Here is a 13,771-nt window from a genome sequence, read left to right as displayed (position 1 = left end):
CCGGTGCCGTGCGTCGCGTGAAGTCCGTCGTCGCTCGGGTCTTCGGCATGCTGGCGGCCGCGCTCGCCGTCATCGGGCTCGTCCGGCTGCTGCAGGGGCAGGCCGGGTTCGGTGCCGCGTTCCTGTTCGCCGCCTTCGTCTCTGTCGTCGTGTCGTACGCCCTCGTCCGCAGCGTGAACGCGTCCCGAAGTCGTCCCGACGGCCGGCGCCGGCCCGACGGGCCAGGTCGTCCCGACGGGCGGCGCCGGCCCGACGGGCAGCCTGGGCGGGGCGGCGACCGTCGTCGCTAGGCTCGGAGGCATGCAGAGCCGCACCCTCGGAACCCGTTCATCCTTCCTCGCCGACCGACCCGTCTCGGTCGTCGGCCTCGGCACCTGGCAGCTCGGTGCCGACTGGGGCGACGTCTCCGAGAGCGACGCGCTCGACGTGCTGGGCGCCTCCGTCGAGTCGGGGGTGACCTTCTTCGACACGGCCGACGTCTACGGTGACGGCCGCAGCGAGCAGATCATCGGGCGCTTCCGCGCGTCGAACCCCGACCTGCCGTTGACCGTCGCCACCAAGATGGGTCGCCGCCTCGACCAGGTGCCGTCGAACTACGTCCGTGAGAACTTCGTCGCCTGGACCGACCGCTCGCGTCGCAACCTCGGCGTCGACACGCTCGACCTGGTGCAGCTGCACTGTCCGCCGACTCCCGTGTTCGAGAGCGACGCCGTCTACGACGCCCTCGACGAGCTGGTCGAGGCCGGGGCGATCCGCGCCTACGGCGTCAGCGTCGAGGAGACCGCCCAGGCCCTGACGGCCATCGCCCGGCCGAACCTGGCGACCGTGCAGATCATCCTCAATGCCTTCCGGCTCAAGCCCCTCGACGAGGTGCTGCCCGCCGCGCAGGGTGCCGGTGTCGGCATCATCGCCCGTGTCCCCCTGGCCAGCGGCCTGCTGTCGGGCAAGTACACGACCGAGACGACGTTCGCCGAGAACGACCACCGCACCTACAACCGTCACGGCGAGGCCTTCGACCAGGGCGAGACCTTCAGCGGCGTCGACTTCGAGAGGGGCGTCGCCGCCGCTCAGGAGTTCGCCGCGGCCGTCCCCGACGGCGTCACCGTGCCGCAGGCGGCCCTCGCCTGGATCGTCGAGCAGCCCGGGGTCAGCACGGTCATCCCCGGCGCGCGCAACGTCGCCCAGGCGACCGCGAACGCCGCGGCGGGCAGCGTGGGCGACCTCGACGACGGGCTCGACAGCGAGGTCGTCCGCATCTACGACCAGTACTTCCGCGAGGCCGTGCACGGCCGCTGGTAGCCCCGGCACGACGCCGGGCACCGCGCGACGGGTCGGATCAGCGCGGGCCCGGGGTCGCCACGAGGCGGCCGAGCAACGCCACGCCCGAGCCGATGATCAGCCCGCCGACGACGTCGGACGTCCAGTGCGCCCCCACGTGGAGGCGCGACCACGAGACCGCGCCGGCCAGCGGCACGAGGGCGGCTGCGGCCCCCGGCGACTCGATCGCGACGCCCGTCACGAAACCGGCCGCACACGCCGCGTGGCCGGACGGGAACGAGGCCGACAGCGGCTGGCTGCGCAGCCGCCGCTCGATCGGGACGTCGTCGATCAGCGGACGGTTGCCGCCGAAGATGCGCTTGCCGACGATGTTCGCCATGGCGCTGGCGAAGCCGAGCGACAGTGCTCCGCGGACGGCGGCCCGGCGCTGACCGACGAGGGCGAGACCCGTCGCGACGGCCGCCCAGAGCAACCCGTGGTCGGCGAAGTGGCTGAGGCGGCTGAGGTTCCGGTCGACGACGGGCACGCCGCGGACGGCGTTGATGCGCGTCGCGGCCCGACGGTCGGCACGCAGCACCCAGGCGGGCAGGACCTGACGGGGCGTCTCGGAGGGCAAGGGGAGCAGGGGCACCGGTCCACCGTATCTTTCCTCGGGGACCGTGCCCGCGCCTCCTCGGGGCCGCGCCCCGCGTCCCCGGGGCCGACGAACGAGGTCGCGGCCGCGCCGAGGGGTACAAGCTGGCCGGTCCGCGACGGGTGCCGCGTACACCGGGGACATGGCAGACAACATGTACACCCCCCAGAACCCCGTCACCCAGTACCCGCAGCCGCCGTTCGAGCACCAGCAGCAGAGCGCGCCCGGCGACGTCCACGCCATGAAGCCCGAGCCCGACCACGGCGAGACCAGCTACGTCGGCAGCGGCCGCCTCGCCGGCCGCAAGGCCCTCGTCACCGGTGCCGACAGCGGCATCGGTCGCGCCACCGCCATCGCCTTCGCCCGTGAAGGCGCCGACGTCGCGTTGAGCTACCTCGCCGACGAGCAGTCGCAGGCCGAAGAGGTCGCCGCCCTCGTCCGCGAGGCCGGACGCACGGCCGTCCTGCTGCCGGGCGACCTGCAGGTCGAGCAGACCAACGTCGACATCGTCGAGAAGACGGTCGCCGAACTCGGCGGCCTCGACATCCTCGCGATCATCGCCGGCGTCATGCCGACCGTCAGCAGCATCGACGACTTCGAGACCGAGACCCTCGACCACGTGCTCAAGGCCAACATCTACCCGCTCTTCTGGCTGACGAAGGCCGCTTCGACGCACCTGCAGCCGGGGGCGTCGATCATCACGACGTCGTCGATCCAGGGTTTCCAGCCGTCGCCCGACCTCGCCGAGTACGCGGTGTCGAAGGCGGGCATCGCCAACTGGACCCGTGCCATGGCGCAGCAGCTCGCCGAGCGCGGCATCCGTGTCAACGGCGTCGCGCCCGGCCCCGTCTGGACGCCCCTGCAGCCGGCCTTCGTGCCGAACGAGAAGATCGAGAGCTTCGGCTCGGAGGCCGCCTACGGTCGCCCCGGCCAGGCCGTCGAGCTGGCCCCGTCGTTCGTGTTCCTGGCCAGCCAGGAGTCGAGCTACATCAGCGGCGAGACCATCGCCGTCACGGGTGGCACGCCGATCCACTAGGTCGGCACCACACCTCGAGGACGCCGCCGGGCGGGCCGGTGCGTCGATCTGCTGACTGCGCCGCCGCAGTGTGGACTGCGCCGACCTGCTGATTGCGCCGCCGTCGCGTGGACTGCGCGCCGCCGTGTGCCGCGGTGCCGTGTCCACTCGGCGGCGTCTTCGTGCGCTGGCCAGGCCAGCCGCGTGCCGAGCGGACTCGGCCTGGCACTCAGGCCACCGGGCGGTCGCGGGGCGGGCCCAGCACGGATGGGCCGGGCGGGCCGGGACGGTAGGGCGGGGTCAGGGGTGCCGGACGCCCTCGCCCGCGATCACGGCGCGGTACCCCTCACGGTAGGTCGGGTGCGCGAACGCGAACCCGGTGCCGCGCAGGCGGGCGTTCGACAGTCGCTTGTCGCCTCCGGCCTGACGGCCCCGAGGAGGCGCGCTCGGCGGCACGGGCACGCCCAGTTCGCCGGCCACGAACGCCAGCACGTCGTCGAGTCTCGACGGCTCGTCGTCGACTCCGACGTACAGGTCGTCGGTCAGGCCCGAGGTCGTCGTGAGGTGGACGATCGCGGCGGCCGCGTCGTCGCGGTGGATGCGGTTCGTGTGCGGCGAGCTGCCGGCCGGCTCGGCCAACCGGGCCTCGCCCCCTCGCACCTGCTCGATCAGCCGTTCGCGGCCGGGCCCGTAGATGCCGCCGAGCCGGAACACGATGCCGTCGGGTCGGCGCTCGTGCAGCAACGTCTCGGCCTCGAGGATCACCTCGGCCGTGGGCGAGGCCCCGGTCGCCGGGGTCGCCTCGTCGACGACGCTGCCGTCGTCGACGTCGTACACGGCGGTGGACGAGACGAACAGCACGCGGGCGTCGGTGGCACCCGCCTCGTCGAGCGCGTCGAGGACGTTCCGCAGACCGTCGACGTACGACGCCCGGTAGGTGTCGACGTCACGCGACCCCGCCGAGAGGGCGACGACGACGACCTCGGTGTCGGAGGGAAGCGTGGGCCGGGTCGTGCTCAGGTCGATCGAGACCCCCTCGACGGCGTCGGGCAGCAGGTCGGCGGACCGACGGAGCCCGATCACCCGGTGCCCGAGCGACGCGAACCGCAGCGCGGCCTCGGTGCCGAGGTCGCCGCAGCCGGCCAGGACGACCGTCATCGGGTGGCCTCGTCGGTGAAGCCGGCGAACCGGTCGGTCGCCGTGATCAGCGCGTCGAGGATGCCCGGCTCGTCGAACGCGTGCCCGGCGTCGTCGACCAGGACGAACTCGGCGTCGGGCAGCGCGGCGTGCAGGTCGAAGGCCGTGGTCGCGGGCGTGCACAGGTCGTAGCGGCCCTGCACGATCACCGTGGGGATGTGCGCCACGAGGTGCGCGTCACGGATGAGCTGCCCCTCGTCGACGAAGCCCCGGTTGACGAAGTAGTGGTTCTCGATGCGGGCGAAGGCCAGCGCGAAGGCGGGGTCGGAGTAGCGCTCGACGAGGTCGGGTCGGGGCAGCAGCGTGATCGCCGAGGCCTCCCATGTCGACCAGGCCACGGCGGCCGGCCCGTGCACGGCCGGATCGGGGTCGGCGAGCAGGCGCGAGTAGGCCTCGATCAACCCGCCGGGACGGCGTTCGCGGACCGGCACCGGGGCGAGGTACCCCTGCCACCGGTCGGGCAGCACGTTCGAGGCGGCACCTTCGTAGAACCAGTCGAGTTCGCTCTGCCGCAGGGTGAAGATGCCGCGCAGCACGAGCTCGGTGACCCGGTCGGGGTGCGTCTCGGCGTAGGCCAGCGCCAGGGTCGACCCCCACGAGCCGCCGAACACCTGCCAGCGGTCGATGCCGAGGTGTTCGCGGAGCATCTCGAGGTCGGCGACGAGGCGCTGCGTCGTGTTCGTCGACAGATCGGTGCCGAACGTGCCCGCGTGCGGCGTGCTGCGGCCCGCCCCGCGCTGGTCGAGCAGCACGATGCGGTACCGCGCCGGGTCGAAGAGTCGACGGTGGACCGGCGACGAGCCGCTGCCGGGCCCGCCGTGCAGGAAGACGACGGGCTTGCCGTCGGGATCGCCGCATTCTTCCCACCAGACGTGCTGGCCGTCGCCGACGTCGAGCAGGCCGGAGTCGTACGGTTCGATCTCGGGGTAGAGCGGAGGCATGTCGACGAGCGTAGCCGGGGGCACCGACGCCGACAGCTGAGGTGACGGGCCTGTGGGCGGTGAGCCGCGCCTCCCGGGGTGGGGGCGAGACGACCGGGGCCGTCCCGCCGTCAGGCTCGGAGGCGGGCGAGCGTCAGGTCGTCCTCGTCGCCGCCGAACCAGCGGTCCAGCACGGCGCGGAACACCGGTTCGGACGGGTCGGCCCGCCCGAACAACGTCATCGACGAGCGCAGCTTGACGGCGTCGATGCCGCCCATCAGGTCGTCCGCACTCGTCGCGGGTGCCTCGAGGACGACGCCCGCGGCCTCGCGCAGTCGGGCTCCGAGCACGGGATGCCCGAGGTAGGCCCGTGCCTCGTCGAGCGACCGGATCGCGTAGGTGCGGTCCATGCCGCTGTGGCCGAGACCGGTGATCTGGGGCAGGACGAACCACATCCAGTGCGACGACTTGCGTCCCCGGCGTAGCTCGCCGAGGGCCCGGTCGTGCGTGCCGCCGGCGTCCTGGGCGCGGACGTACCGGTCGAGGTCGAAGGGGTCGGTCACCGACCCGTTCTACGCCGCGCCCGCCGGACCGGGCCGGGTCAGGCGACGAAGTCGGCGCTGACCTCGGCGGTGACCTCGATGTCGTCGGGGTGCAGGTCGAACGTGGTGGGGCCGCCCGTCGAGAACGTCGCGGCGGCGCGGGTGAGGCCGAACGGGCCGCCACCGCCCGAGGCCCCCGGCCGCAGCCCCGGCTCGAAGACCGACTGCAGCGTCGGTTGCCCGAGCCCGAGCGCCTCGGCGTAGTCGCCGGCGCGGCCGACGGCGTCCGCGATCGCGGCGACCCGGACGGCCTTCTCGACCTCGGGGCGTCGGGCGTGGCTGAGCGACCACTCGATCCACTCGACGGTGACCCCGGGCTCGACCGCGACGTCGCCGACCCAGGCCGCCAGGGCGTCGAAGTCGCTGAACCGCACGTCGACGGCCGCCCGGGTGCGGAACCGCACCACCGAGGAGGCGCGGGTCGCGTCGGACCCGTCGCCGCGGTCGGTCACCGCCTCGGTCACGACCGCGACCGTGACGCTCTGGGCGCTCCACCAGGTCGCGGCCTCCTGTCGGCGCCAGGCCGTGGCCTGCTCGCTGAGGCGTGCGTGCACCGCGGCGGTGTCGCGGACGACCTGCTCACGGTCGTCGCCGTCGAAGCCCACGGTGAGGTGGACGACGCCGCGCTCGGCACGGTGGCGGTGGGTGGCGGAACCGGACACCGAGAGCGTCGCCATCGCGCGCCTCCTTCGTCTCGACGGGTGCTGCAGGGTCGTTCGGGGGTGCGGGCGAGAGGTCGCGGGCAGTCGACCCGACGCGCACCCGACGGGGTCGGTCAGTCGGTCGGATCGGTCGCCGTCACGGACGCACCGGCCTCGACGACGGGTGCCGCCGTGACCCGGCCGATGAACGCGTTGAGGTCGTCGAGCTCTTCTTGCGAGACCCCGTGCGCCAGCCCGGGGTAGACCGTCTGCTCGGCGTCGGCGTGCGACTCGAGCCAGGCCTGGGTGCGCTCGACCGCGTCGACCGGGATCACCTGGTCGACGTCGCCGCGACCGTAGAACACCGCGGGGCGCACGGCGGCCAGGGCCTGGTCGCGGGTGGCTGCACGCTCGAGCGCGTCGTCGTCGCCCGCGGCGGGGACCACGAAGCCGGCGAGCACGGCGGCGAACGCGAACCGTTCGGGTGCGTGCCGCAGCAGCTGCAGCGACAGCGAGCCGCCCTGCGAGAAGCCGAGCAGGCTGACGCTCGGCTGGGCGTCGGGCAGGGTGTCGAGCCAGGCGAGGACGGCCTCGGCCGCGTCGTCGACGGCCCCGGGGTCGGGTGCGCCGGGCGTCGAGAGCGGGTACCACGAGAAGCCGTCGCCGTGGGGCAGCGGAGCCCGCAGCGAGGCGGCCACGAACTGCTGCGGGAGGTAGGGGGTGAGGCCGATCAGGTCGCCGTCGTGCGAGCCCACGCCGTGCAGCAGGACAAGCAGCGGTCGCCCCTCGCGCTCGGCCTCGACGGCGGACCACTGGACGAGGGACGGGTCGATCTGCACCATGGGCCGAGCCTAGCGACGGGTGCCGACATCGGGGCCGGTGCTGTTCGCCCGTAGCGTCACGCCCCACGATCGCCCCGCGGGACCGGTAAGAATGGCGCATGAGTTCCGTGCGGACACCCGACCCCGACCCCAATCCCGGCTGGCTCTCGGAGGACGAGCTCTTCCACGCGCGGCAGCACCTGCCGATCCTCTACGTCGAGGCCGTGCCCGTGCGGACCGACGGCATGGGGGTCGTGACCGAGGTCGGGGTGCTGCTCCGCGCCTCCGACGAGGGGTCGATCTCGCGCATGCTCGTCTCGGGCCGCGTGATGTACGGCGAGAGCCTGCGTACCGCGCTCTTCCGCCACCTCGAGAAAGACCTCGGGCCGATGGCCTTCCCGCAGCTGCCGCCGTCGCCCGTGCCGTTCCAGGTGGCCGAGTACTTCCCGCTGCCCGGATCGTCGGTGTACACCGACCCGCGTCAGCACGCGGTCTCGCTCGCCTACGTGGTGCCCGTCACGGGCACCTGCGACCCGCGGCAGGACGCCCTCGAGCTGACCTGGCTCACGCCTCACCAGGCGGCCTCCGACGAGGTCGCCGCCGAGATGGAGGGCGGCCGCGGCTCCCTGCTGCGCAGCGCCCTCGCCTCGGTCGGCGCCCTGCACTAGGCGCTCAGACCCTAGGAAGTCGCTCAGACCCGTGTGCGCGAGCCGGGGTGTCGGCGACTTCCTGGGGTCTCGGGCGGTTGTCCACAGGCCGGCGGCTGCGCGAGGCGCGCGTCGCGACGATCGGTCAGGCTCGAGTCCGTGCCCACCTCCGACGACGACCTCATCCGACGGACGACCTGGCTGCGCGGTGGTCGTGACGACCACGAGCTCCGCCGCCGTGCTCGCGTCGGCGAACTCGTGCGAGTCGCGCCCGGGGCCTTCGTCCCCGCGTCGACCTGGGCCGGGGCCGACCCCCGTCAGCGACATGCCCTGCGGGTCCGGGGCGTCGTCGGCCGGCTCACGTCGGACGTCGTCGTCTCGCACGAATCGGCACTCGCCCTGCACGGGTTCCCCCTGCTCGGGCGGTGGCCCGAGCGCGTGCACGTCGTCGATCGGCGACGAGCCCGCACCCTCACGTCGTCCACGCTCGTCCGTCACGCCGCCGACCTCCCCGCCGCGGACCTGACGAGCAGATGGGGCCTGCCATCCCTCGTCCCCGTCCGTGCCGCCCTCGACGTCTCGCGGACCCGCGACCTCCGTGGCGGACTCGTGGTGATCGACCACGGGCTCCGATCGAGGTCGTTCCGTCGAGCGGACGCGCGGACGTACCTCGAGGCCCGCGCGACCTACAGAGGGACGCGCGTGGCGGCTCTGGCCCTGGCTCTCGCCGACCCGCTCTCGGAGTCGACGGGTGAATCACTCAGCCGGGCAGGCATGTACGAGGCCGGACTCGCCCGACCGGTCCTGCAGAAGAGGTTCCACGACGGCGACGGATACATCGGCCGGGTCGACTACTGGTGGCCGTGCTGCGGGGTCGTCGGAGAGTTCGACGGCCTCGTCAAATACCTCGGCCGTACCGAACGTGGCGGCAGGACGCCCGAACAGGTCGTGGTCGACGAGAAGCTCCGCGAGGACCGCATCCGTGCCGTGCCCGGGGTCCGTGGTTTCGCCCGATGGACGTGGGACGAGGCGCTCAAGCAGCGGCCCATGATCGACAAGCTGTCCGCTGCCGGCCTGGCCCGCTGTTCGCACGGGCCGTGGATCGCCGAGACCCCAGAAAACGGCTGAGACCCCCGCGCGCGCACGGGGGTCTCAGCGGTTTCGTGGGGTCTGACGGGGGCCGCTACTGCTCGATGTCGGAGAAGAGCGCCGTCAGGCCGGCCTCGCCGAGGGCGAAGACGGTCGGGAAGAACTCGGCGGCCTCGGGGCCCGCGACGGCGGCGCTCGCGGCGTCGTAGTCGGCGAAGTACAGGTCGAGCGTGCGGTAGGCGGGCGTCTCGGTGCCGTCCTCCTTCGGCCAGACCTTGGCGGACTCGACGCGCTCGAGGCCGGGCAGCTTCCGGGCCAGCGCGAGCGACGCGGGGTAGTCGGCCTCGAACGCGGCGGGGTCGGTCGGGTTGTCGTAGACGATCGTGATCTTGGTGGGCACGGGTCGGCCTTTCGTCGAAGGATGGCGCGGACCGTCGGCGGTCCGATCGTCACCCAACCGGCCGAGTCTGTGCGCAGGCTGCACCTGTCCACGAAACGAACGACCCCGGTCCGGGCGCCGCGACCCGAGCGTTCGGGTGCGTCGTCCGGACCGGGGTCGGTCCGTGTGTCAGAGCTCAGGAGGCGCGGGTCGTCCCGTCAGGACGGCCCACCCCACCGGCACGGTCGCCTCAGCGGCCGCCGCGCTGGCCGCCGCCGGTGCGGGCCTTGCCGCCGACGAGGCCGCCCACCTTGAGCGAGCCGGGACGGCCGCCCTCGGAGGAGGCGCGGCGTCCGCCGGAACGCTGGCCGCCACCGCGCTGGTCGCCGTCGCGGGAGCCGCCGAGCGACGCGGCGAACTCGGCCTGGTCGTTGCGGACCGCGTTGGTGCGGCTCTGGCCGCCGTCGCTCTGGGTGCCGCTGCTCTGGGCGCGGCGACCGGTCTGACGGGTGCCCCGGGTCTCGTCGCGAGCACCGTCGCGGCCGCCCCGGGCGTCGTCGCGGACCGGGGTCACGGCACCACGGCCGGACTCGGTCGAGTAGAAGGTCGAGGCGCCACCGCGCGGGGCGGCGTCGCGACGCGCACCGTCACGGCCACCCTGGCGGCCGCCGTCACGCGAGCCCGCCGAGCGACCGGCACCGGCACCGGCGCGACCGGCCTCTGAGCCGCGACCCGCGCCTCCCTGGCCCTGTCGGCCACCGGCGTCGGGGCGGCCCGAACGGTCCTTGCGGGCGATCGGGGCCCCGGTGCTGTCCTGACGGGCGGCGCGCTTGCGCTGGGCGTTGGCGCCCTGCGAGCGTCCGCCGCCACCCTGCTGCTGCTGGACGGCAGCCTTGGGCGAGGGCTTGACGTAGGCGGCGACCTGGCCGACGAGGGCGTCGACCTCGGGCGAGTTCGGCGTCACGGCGGTGATGGTCGGGCGGATGTCGGCCTTCTTCATCAGCTGGGCGACGTCGCGCTTCTGGCTGGGGATGACGAGGGTGACGACGTCGCCCTCGGCTCCGGCGCGGGCGGTGCGGCCCGAGCGGTGCAGGTACGCCTTGTGCTCGGTCGGCGGGTCGACGTGGATGACCAGCTCGATGTCGTCGACGTGCACGCCACGTGCGGCGACGTCGGTGGCGACGAGCACGCGGGCCGAGCCGTCCTGGAAGGCGGCGAGGTTGCGGTCACGCTGCGGCTGCGAGAGGTTGCCGTGCAGGTCGACCGAGGGGATGCCCGACTCGGTCAGCTTCTTGGCGAGCTTCTTCGCGTGGTGCTTCGTGCGCATGAAGAGGATGCGGCGGCCCTGGCCGCTCGCGAGCTTCTGGATCAGCGCGTTCTTGCTGTCGACGTCGGGCGTCTCGAAGACGTGGTGGGTCATCTTGGCGACGGGCGAGTTGGCCTCGTCGACCGAGTGCAGCACCTCGTCGTGCAGGAACTGCTTGACCAGCTTGTCCACGCCGTTGTCGAGGGTCGCGCTGAAGAGCAGGCGCTGGCCGTCGTTCGGGGTGGCCTTGAGGATGCGCGTGACGCCGGGCAGGAAGCCCAGGTCGGCCATGTGGTCGGCCTCGTCGAGCACGGTGATCTCGATGGCGTCGAGCTTGACGAAGCCCTGCTTCATGAGGTCTTCGAGGCGGCCGGGGCACGCGATGATGATGTCGACGCCGGCCTTGAGTGCCTGCACCTGACGGTTCTGCGAGACGCCGCCGAAGATCGTGGTGGTGCGCATGCCGTAGGCCTCGGCGAGCGGGGCGAGCACGGCGTCGATCTGGGTGGCGAGCTCGCGGGTCGGGGCGAGCACGAGGCCGAGGGGGCGACCGGCGCGGCGGTTGCCGCCGGCCAGCTTGCCGCCGAGGCGCGCGGCCATCGGGATCGAGAAGGCGAGGGTCTTGCCCGAGCCGGTCTTGCCGCGGCCGAGGACGTCGCGGCCGCCGAGGGTGTCGGGCAGCGTGTCGACCTGGATCGGGAACGCGGTGGTCTTGCCTTCCGCGGCGAGGGACTTCACGATCGGGGCGGGCACGCCCAGCGAGCTGAAGGTGACGGCGTCGGCCGTCTCGTCGACGGTCGTGGCGTCGGTGTTCTCGGCGGCGGCGTTCGCCTGGTCGAGGGTGTTCGTTGACATGTGGTGCACCTTTCGGGGCATCGGTGTCGAGCCGGGCCGAGGCTGCCTGACCACCTGGTCGTGCGCTGTCACGTCGGGGACGTGCTCGCACGAGGGGCAGGGCAGTGCCGGGAGAACGGCTGTCGTAGCCGGGCTCGAGGTGTGGCGACGGTGCAGGTGTGCACGATCGTTTCGCCGCAGAGTGAGCTTCGCGCGCCTGCTGTTCTGCCTGGGTGTGTGCCAGGACGGAGAGGCGGTGAGGGGCGTGCTACGACGCAGGGAGCCGATCGGACCGGCTCGCAAGTGACCCCAGCCTAGCGGCTGTGGCACGAAAACGCGACGGGTGTGGTCTGCACGGGTGTGCAGCACGCGTCACGTCGGGTCGCGGACGAGCCGAGGAGGCGCGGGCCGGGCGCTCAGGTCGCCTCGCCGACGCCGAGCCGCGCCACGCCGCAGGGCCGCGGGTGCGCTGTGTGCGACTCCGCGCCTCCCGGCGTCCGTCATCTAGGAGAACAGGCCGCGGATCGCCTTGCCGAGTGCCGTCCGCCGCCGGTGCCAGCCGTGGGTCTCGAGGGTGCGCTTCACCGGGCCGACGACCTCGGCCGAGTTGAAGCGGTACGAGCTGCTGACCGATCCGCTCTCGCGCTGCATCCCGGCCTCGGACCGTTTGTACTCGGACGTCTCAGGGATGAGGGTGATCCGCAGCGAGTACGACTGCTCCCGGATGCCGAACGGGCCCGAGGCCTTGTCGTAGACCCAGGTGAAGACGATTCGTCCACCCTGGATGCTGGTGGTGAACGGATGCTCGGGTCGCGAACCGAGGTCGAGGAGGGCCTGCGTCACGACCTCGGGGCTCGACGGAGTGGCGGGTGGCGTCGTCGAGGTCATGACTCGACGCTAGTCGACTCCGACGGGCGGGTCGACCGGTCGGTCTGGGGTGTCATGACGCGGTCGACACGTGGTGACGTCGCGTCGTCGTGCGCCTCAGTGCGCGCGCCCGTACCGTTCGCCGACGGGGATCTCGACCGCGACCGTGTTGCCCGGCTGCGCGAGCGGGCACGCCCAGGCGGGGTCGTAGGCGCAGCTCGGGTTGTAGGCGAAGTTGAAGTCGAGCACGATCGTGCCGGGCTCGCCGCCGGCCCCGAGGTCGGCGCCCTTGACCGAGTCGATCAGGTAGCGCCCGCCACCGTACGTGCCGCCGGGCTTGCCGGCCAGGGCGTCCTTGACCGGGATGAACAGGCCCCCCGCGTACTGCGCCAGCTTCCACACGTCGAGGCGGCCGACGCCGGGCACGTCGACGACGCCGACCAGGTCGAACAGCACGTCGCCGTCGGTGCCGGTCTCGACGACCATCCGGCGCGGCTCGGCGGGCTCGACGGCGACCTCGAAGCGCCAGGCCGGGTCGTAGGGCTTCGTCGGCAGGCCCGTGAAGTCGGGGCGGTCCTCGGGCAGCAGGGGAGTCGACGGATGCGTCGAGAACAGCTCGTCCCGGGTTCGTCGCCACAGGTCGTGAGCCGCCGCCAGGTCGGTCGCCTCGCGCACGTCGCGGTACAGCCCGTGGATCGTCCGCCGCCACGACGCGATGTCGAGGGCGCCCTGGGCGGGCGTCGGCACCGTGTTCTCGGCCGTGGTGTCGGCGATGCTGTCGGCGGTGCTGTCGGCGGGAGACGAGGAGGCGCTGGTCGGGTCGGTCACGCCTGCCACCGTACGCAGGCGGTCACCGCCGCGCCCGTGGCTCCCTCACAGGTCGGGCACCCGTCCACAGCCTGGCGTCCCGGCCCCGGGGGTGGGCGACCCCTGGCTACGCTCGCCCCATGACGACCGACACCACGACCACCGACCCCACCGTCACCCCGGCAGACCTGGTGCAGTTGCACCGCGCGATCGAGGTCGCGCAAGATGCCCGCGACCACGGCAACCACCCCTTCGGCTCGCTGCTGCTCACGGCTCGTGGCGACGTCGTCGAGGCCGAGAACACCGTCGTCACCGAGGGCGACCCGACCGGCCATGCCGAGACGAACCTCGTCCGGCTCGTGGCGCAGCGCTTCGACAAGCCGACGCTGAAGGCCGCGACGCTCTACACGAGCACCGAACCGTGCGCGATGTGCGCCGGGGCGATCCACTGGGCCGGCATCGGCCGGGTCGTCTACGCGCTCGCCGAGCAGCAGCTGCTCGGCATGGTGACCGAGCAAGAGGGCGAGTCGACCCTCGACCTGCCCTGCCGCGAGGTCTTCGCCCGGGGCGGAGGCGCGGTGTCGGTGTCCGGCCCGGCCCTGTTCGACGAGGCGTCAGCGGTGCACGCCGGCTTCTGGGGCTGACGTCGGGTCGACGTGCGGGTCGACATGCGGGTGACCCTGTCGTTCGGCGCGGACCCCTTGCCTAGGCACGGGTTCCGGCGCCGCTTGGGG

At 73.0% G+C, this 13,771-nt stretch carries 16 protein-coding genes; 6 read left to right on the top strand and 10 right to left on the bottom strand.

Features of this window, described 5'->3' with window-relative positions; genetic code table 11:
* Positions 1-17 precede the first annotated feature (17 nt).
* Positions 18-290, top strand: a complete 273-nt coding sequence (locus tag ABID81_RS08555) for a hypothetical protein (RefSeq protein WP_354594374.1) — start codon at positions 18-20, stop codon at positions 288-290.
* A gap of 10 nt (positions 291-300) precedes the next feature.
* A complete protein-coding gene (locus tag ABID81_RS08550; protein ID WP_354594373.1) occupies positions 301-1,299 on the top strand; it encodes an aldo/keto reductase in 999 nt (332 codons plus the stop codon).
* A gap of 37 nt (positions 1,300-1,336) precedes the next feature.
* Here the strand turns inward: ABID81_RS08550 and ABID81_RS08545 are convergent, their stop codons facing one another.
* Positions 1,337-1,909 (bottom strand): phosphatase PAP2 family protein, encoded by a 573-nt coding sequence (locus ABID81_RS08545; protein ID WP_354594372.1) that lies wholly within the window; start codon positions 1,907-1,909, stop codon positions 1,337-1,339.
* Positions 1,910-2,054: 145 nt separating this feature from the next.
* On the opposite strand from ABID81_RS08545, the gene ABID81_RS08540 reads away from it, so the two are divergent.
* The gene (locus ABID81_RS08540; RefSeq protein ID WP_354594371.1) at positions 2,055-2,948 is read left to right on the top strand and encodes an SDR family oxidoreductase; all 894 of its coding nucleotides are present in this window, start codon (positions 2,055-2,057) and stop codon (positions 2,946-2,948) included.
* Between the two features lie 279 nt (positions 2,949-3,227).
* Here the strand turns inward: ABID81_RS08540 and ABID81_RS08535 are convergent, their stop codons facing one another.
* From ABID81_RS08535 to ABID81_RS08515, 5 genes are all read right to left on the bottom strand, one after another.
* Positions 3,228-4,085: an NAD-dependent epimerase/dehydratase family protein gene (locus ABID81_RS08535; protein WP_354594370.1), complete on the bottom strand. Its 858-nt coding sequence runs from the start codon at positions 4,083-4,085 to the stop codon at positions 3,228-3,230.
* Positions 4,082-5,065 carry a prolyl aminopeptidase gene (pip, locus tag ABID81_RS08530; RefSeq protein ID WP_354594369.1) on the bottom strand — a complete coding sequence of 328 codons (984 nt, stop codon included), beginning with the start codon at positions 5,063-5,065 and terminating at the stop codon, positions 4,082-4,084. Before pip ends, ABID81_RS08535 begins: the two co-directional genes overlap by 4 nt.
* 110 nt (positions 5,066-5,175) lie before the next feature.
* Positions 5,176-5,607 (bottom strand): DUF1810 domain-containing protein, encoded by a 432-nt coding sequence (locus ABID81_RS08525; protein ID WP_354594368.1) that lies wholly within the window; start codon positions 5,605-5,607, stop codon positions 5,176-5,178.
* Positions 5,608-5,645: 38 nt separating this feature from the next.
* On the bottom strand, positions 5,646-6,323 hold the full coding sequence (locus tag ABID81_RS08520) for an SIMPL domain-containing protein (protein WP_354594367.1): 678 nt from the start codon (positions 6,321-6,323) through the stop codon (positions 5,646-5,648).
* 98 nt (positions 6,324-6,421) lie between these two features.
* Complete coding sequence (locus ABID81_RS08515; RefSeq protein ID WP_354594366.1) at positions 6,422-7,129, bottom strand: alpha/beta hydrolase; 708 nt, start codon at positions 7,127-7,129, stop codon at positions 6,422-6,424.
* A gap of 98 nt (positions 7,130-7,227) precedes the next feature.
* On the opposite strand from ABID81_RS08515, the gene ABID81_RS08510 reads away from it, so the two are divergent.
* Positions 7,228-7,776 carry an NUDIX hydrolase family protein gene (locus ABID81_RS08510; protein WP_354594365.1) on the top strand — a complete coding sequence of 183 codons (549 nt, stop codon included), beginning with the start codon at positions 7,228-7,230 and terminating at the stop codon, positions 7,774-7,776.
* Positions 7,777-7,914: 138 nt separating this feature from the next.
* Complete coding sequence (locus ABID81_RS08505; protein ID WP_354594364.1) at positions 7,915-8,883, top strand: type IV toxin-antitoxin system AbiEi family antitoxin domain-containing protein; 969 nt, start codon at positions 7,915-7,917, stop codon at positions 8,881-8,883.
* A gap of 55 nt (positions 8,884-8,938) precedes the next feature.
* Here ABID81_RS08505 and ABID81_RS08500 read toward each other — a convergent pair whose 3' ends face one another.
* From ABID81_RS08500 to ABID81_RS08485, 4 genes are all read right to left on the bottom strand, one after another.
* Positions 8,939-9,244 carry an EthD family reductase gene (locus tag ABID81_RS08500; protein ID WP_354594363.1) on the bottom strand — a complete coding sequence of 102 codons (306 nt, stop codon included), beginning with the start codon at positions 9,242-9,244 and terminating at the stop codon, positions 8,939-8,941.
* A 229-nt stretch (positions 9,245-9,473) separates the two neighbouring features.
* Positions 9,474-11,384 (bottom strand): DEAD/DEAH box helicase, encoded by a 1,911-nt coding sequence (locus ABID81_RS08495; protein WP_354594362.1) that lies wholly within the window; start codon positions 11,382-11,384, stop codon positions 9,474-9,476.
* A 483-nt stretch (positions 11,385-11,867) separates the two neighbouring features.
* On the bottom strand, positions 11,868-12,251 hold the full coding sequence (locus tag ABID81_RS08490) for a hypothetical protein (protein ID WP_354594361.1): 384 nt from the start codon (positions 12,249-12,251) through the stop codon (positions 11,868-11,870).
* 96 nt (positions 12,252-12,347) lie between these two features.
* The gene (locus tag ABID81_RS08485; RefSeq protein ID WP_354594567.1) at positions 12,348-12,977 is read right to left on the bottom strand and encodes a DUF1684 domain-containing protein; all 630 of its coding nucleotides are present in this window, start codon (positions 12,975-12,977) and stop codon (positions 12,348-12,350) included.
* Positions 12,978-13,177: 200 nt separating this feature from the next.
* On the opposite strand from ABID81_RS08485, the gene ABID81_RS08480 reads away from it, so the two are divergent.
* A complete protein-coding gene (locus ABID81_RS08480) occupies positions 13,178-13,681 on the top strand; it encodes a nucleoside deaminase (protein ID WP_056259843.1) in 504 nt (167 codons plus the stop codon).
* Positions 13,682-13,771: the final 90 nt, after the last annotated feature.

It is taken from the genome of Frigoribacterium sp. PvP054, from assembly GCF_040547465.1.
Lineage (GTDB): Bacteria > Actinomycetota > Actinomycetes > Actinomycetales > Microbacteriaceae > Frigoribacterium.
This window is presented reverse-complemented; position numbering and strand designations above follow the sequence as displayed.

Excerpts from the sequence above, each read along its gene's own strand:
- ABID81_RS08550 (WP_354594373.1), top strand. The coding sequence starts at position 301 with ATGCAGAGCCGCACCCTCGGAACCCGTTCATCCTTCCTCGCCGACCGA.
- ABID81_RS08540 (WP_354594371.1), top strand. The coding sequence starts at position 2,055 with ATGGCAGACAACATGTACACCCCCCAGAACCCCGTCACCCAGTACCCG.
- ABID81_RS08535 (WP_354594370.1), bottom strand. The coding sequence starts at position 4,085 with ATGACGGTCGTCCTGGCCGGCTGCGGCGACCTCGGCACCGAGGCCGCG.
- pip (WP_354594369.1), bottom strand. The coding sequence starts at position 5,065 with ATGCCTCCGCTCTACCCCGAGATCGAACCGTACGACTCCGGCCTGCTC.
- ABID81_RS08520 (WP_354594367.1), bottom strand. The coding sequence starts at position 6,323 with ATGGCGACGCTCTCGGTGTCCGGTTCCGCCACCCACCGCCACCGTGCC.
- ABID81_RS08515 (WP_354594366.1), bottom strand. The coding sequence starts at position 7,129 with ATGGTGCAGATCGACCCGTCCCTCGTCCAGTGGTCCGCCGTCGAGGCC.
- ABID81_RS08510 (WP_354594365.1), top strand. The coding sequence starts at position 7,228 with ATGAGTTCCGTGCGGACACCCGACCCCGACCCCAATCCCGGCTGGCTC.
- ABID81_RS08495 (WP_354594362.1), bottom strand. The coding sequence starts at position 11,384 with ATGTCAACGAACACCCTCGACCAGGCGAACGCCGCCGCCGAGAACACC.
- ABID81_RS08490 (WP_354594361.1), bottom strand. The coding sequence starts at position 12,251 with ATGACCTCGACGACGCCACCCGCCACTCCGTCGAGCCCCGAGGTCGTG.
- ABID81_RS08480 (WP_056259843.1), top strand. The coding sequence starts at position 13,178 with ATGACGACCGACACCACGACCACCGACCCCACCGTCACCCCGGCAGAC.